A 2,976-nucleotide genomic window follows, 5' to 3' on the forward strand; every position below is an offset into this window, starting at 1 on the left:
GCAAAAAGTCATGATCCGTCATTGGGGCAAGTTGCTCTGGTTTTAAATGGTGAAGACGGTGTTCTCAAAAGTGGTGGTGCTTTTGTCTTAACCGCAGATGTTTTGGACAATGCCGGCAGTATTGGTTCAAGTGGTGATGGGGTTGCGCTCAATGTGAGCGCTGATCTGAGTAATAGTGGGCTGATTTATGCCAAGAAATCTGCCATTTTCTCCTTAGATGGGGATTTTATTAATAAGTTTGCCGATGTCATTGCTGAAGACAATCTCATCATCCGTGGTTTAAGTGGAGAGCGGGCTGGTCATGTGATCAACAGCTCGGGTCTTTTAGAAGCCGTGTCAGGCGATATGACCTTCGATGTCTCAGCGCTTACCAACATGCGTGAAGGTGGAGTTGAAGTTAGCGATAAAGTGGTTTCTCACAGTTACGTGCGAGGAGAATGGAAAAAAACCGAGGTTAGACACCACCAGATAAAGGAAGATGTTGACACTACGATCATTCGTCAGCAGCCTCATTTTACCAATGGAGCTGCACAGATTTTAGTAGGGCGCCATTTCACGGTTCATGCCGGTGATATCCGTAATAGCTACAGTTTGATTGCTGCTAATGGCAACATTGAGATGCAGGGTGATACGCTGCTCAATGAGGGGCGCGATTTAATCGAAACAACAAAGATTGTAACTGAAACACATCGCAGGAAGAAACATTGCCACACATTATTAGGAGGGTGTAGTATTACAGGCATAACATATTATGGCAGTACTACTGATACCAAAACAACCGTCCGCACTTATGATGCTGTTTACGGCACGATTGAAGCTGGTGGCACGCTTGATGCCAAGTTGACAGGCTATATTGATAATCATGCGGTGCGTGAGGGGGTTGAGCAAGTTGGCTTAAGCTCTGGCGATAAAGGGTTGGCTGGTGTTAAAAACACCGATTTTGACGGTTCCAAACCACTGATTAGTGATGATCGATTGGACGGTATTATCAATGGTTTGAAAGGGCACAAAGGGCTTTTTGCACCAAGCACAAAAACACCCGCACCAGAATCCATACAAGTGCCAACGCAAGATGGGCTTAACTCTGTTAAGACAGAATTGGACCAGACCCAAACACCGGATGTGCCATTTTTAGTCGAGACGCGTCCAGATTTTATCAACCCAAGTAAATTTTTAGGATCGGACTATTACTTAAAAAAGATTGGCAATTATAAGCCTGAGCACGTGTTCAAAAAGTTGGGGGATGCTTATTTTGAATATCGTCTGGTGGGTGAGCAAATCTTTGAACTGACAGGCAATCGCACTCTTCTTGATGTTGAAGATCCCAATGCTCAAATGCAAAGGCTCTATGACAATGCTGTGGAGCAGCAAGATCCCTTGGGGTTAGTGCTAGGCAAGCCCTTAACGCCTCAGCAAATTGCTGGGATCAAAAAGGATATGATCTGGCTTGAGACCCACCTTGTCGACGGACAAGAGGTCTTGGTACCCCACGTTTATTTGGCACCAAACACTTCTTTAGCACAAGATGTTTATGGGGCAAAAACGCAGCAAGGAAACCTTGCCAGTGCACGTTTGAAAGGCAATGGCGTCACTATAGAGACGGACCGTCTTACCAATAGCGGCACCATATCAAGTAATGGTGCATTGCATGTTTCGACTACGCAAACTTTGTTTAATGATGGTGGTTTTTTGCTTGGCAGCGGTGCTGTAGATCTCAGCAGTGGCGATCTTTTAGCCAATTCTTCCGGTGTTATTCTGGGGGATATCATCACCCTCAATGCGAAGACAATCATTGATGGGACTGCAAAAATCCGTGACACGAATGAATATGGTTTTGTTGATCGCAGTGGGCAGCAGGCTCAAATCATTTCTATACAGGATTTAAACATTCACTCCCTTGGCGATTTAAGCATGACTGGTGGCCAATGGAGCAGTGGCGGTCCGATGACGGTGATTGTCGATGGTTCTGCTACGTTTGGTTCATTAGTGCTAGAGAGTGACCATAAGGAGACATTGGAAAAAGGGCATTATAACGCCCAAAGCAGTGAGCACCGTTTGACAGAAGTCAACAGTGATGGAGATTTGACCATTGTCACAGGTGGTGAACTTAACCTTGGGGGAAAGTTTAAAGCCAAGGGCAATGGGGATTTCACCAGTGGTGGCGCTCTCAACGCGATTTCAGAGCAAGATTTTAACAGTTTTGATTTGGATCTGAGGGGCAAAGAAGGCGACAAATCGAAGCAAAAGAATAAGTTTCGTCAACAATCAACAGAAGTTACTACAAACAAAACCACGATAGAAACAGAGGGCAACCTCTCCATGCATGCGCAAAATGGAGATCTCACGCTTGATGCGGCAGGGCTATCAAGTGGTGGTCAGACGCATTTGGCATCAGATACGGGGAAGATCAAGTTTCTGACCAACAAGGATCAAGATTTTAAGGACGTTTATCAGCGTAATGAAAACCTTGTGTGGTGGAGTGAGAGCGATAAAGGTTACCTTAAGGAGACCATCGAGCATGTCACCATAGATGCTAAGGGTGGCATAAAGCTTGATGCGGGTGATGGCTTTGTTGTTGAGTATCAGGCAACCGGTGATTTAGACAAATCCCTTGAGCAATTGTCTCGCTCTCCAGGCATGGCATGGATCAAGCAACTGCGTGATGATCCAGAATTATCCAAGCAAGTGGATTGGCAAGCAGTTAAGGCTGAATTTAAAGACTGGGATTATAAAGCCCAAGGGCTGACAGAAGCCGGTGCGGCTCTCGTGGCATTGGCTGTCACGGCGGTTACGGGTGGAGCAGCCTCGGGCGCTGCCAGTGCCATTACCGGTGCTTTGGGGCTTGGCTCGAGCACCGCCATGAATGCGGCGATACAGGCTGGTGTCCAAGCGCTGATTAACAAAAGCGCTGTGGCTCTTGTCAATAATCGCGGCAATATTGCCGGTGCCTTGCATGAGCTTGGCTCTTCAAAGAAT

Annotated in this window: 1 pseudogene; it reads left to right on the forward strand. The window is 46.4% G+C overall.

Going from position 1 to position 2,976, the window contains the following annotated elements:
* Positions 1-2,976: pseudogene (locus tag ACFING_RS09505) on the forward strand (filamentous hemagglutinin); the annotation flags it as partial.

This window comes from Bartonella sp. AP150HLJHH, from assembly GCF_042196385.1.
GTDB lineage: Bacteria > Pseudomonadota > Alphaproteobacteria > Rhizobiales > Rhizobiaceae > Bartonella.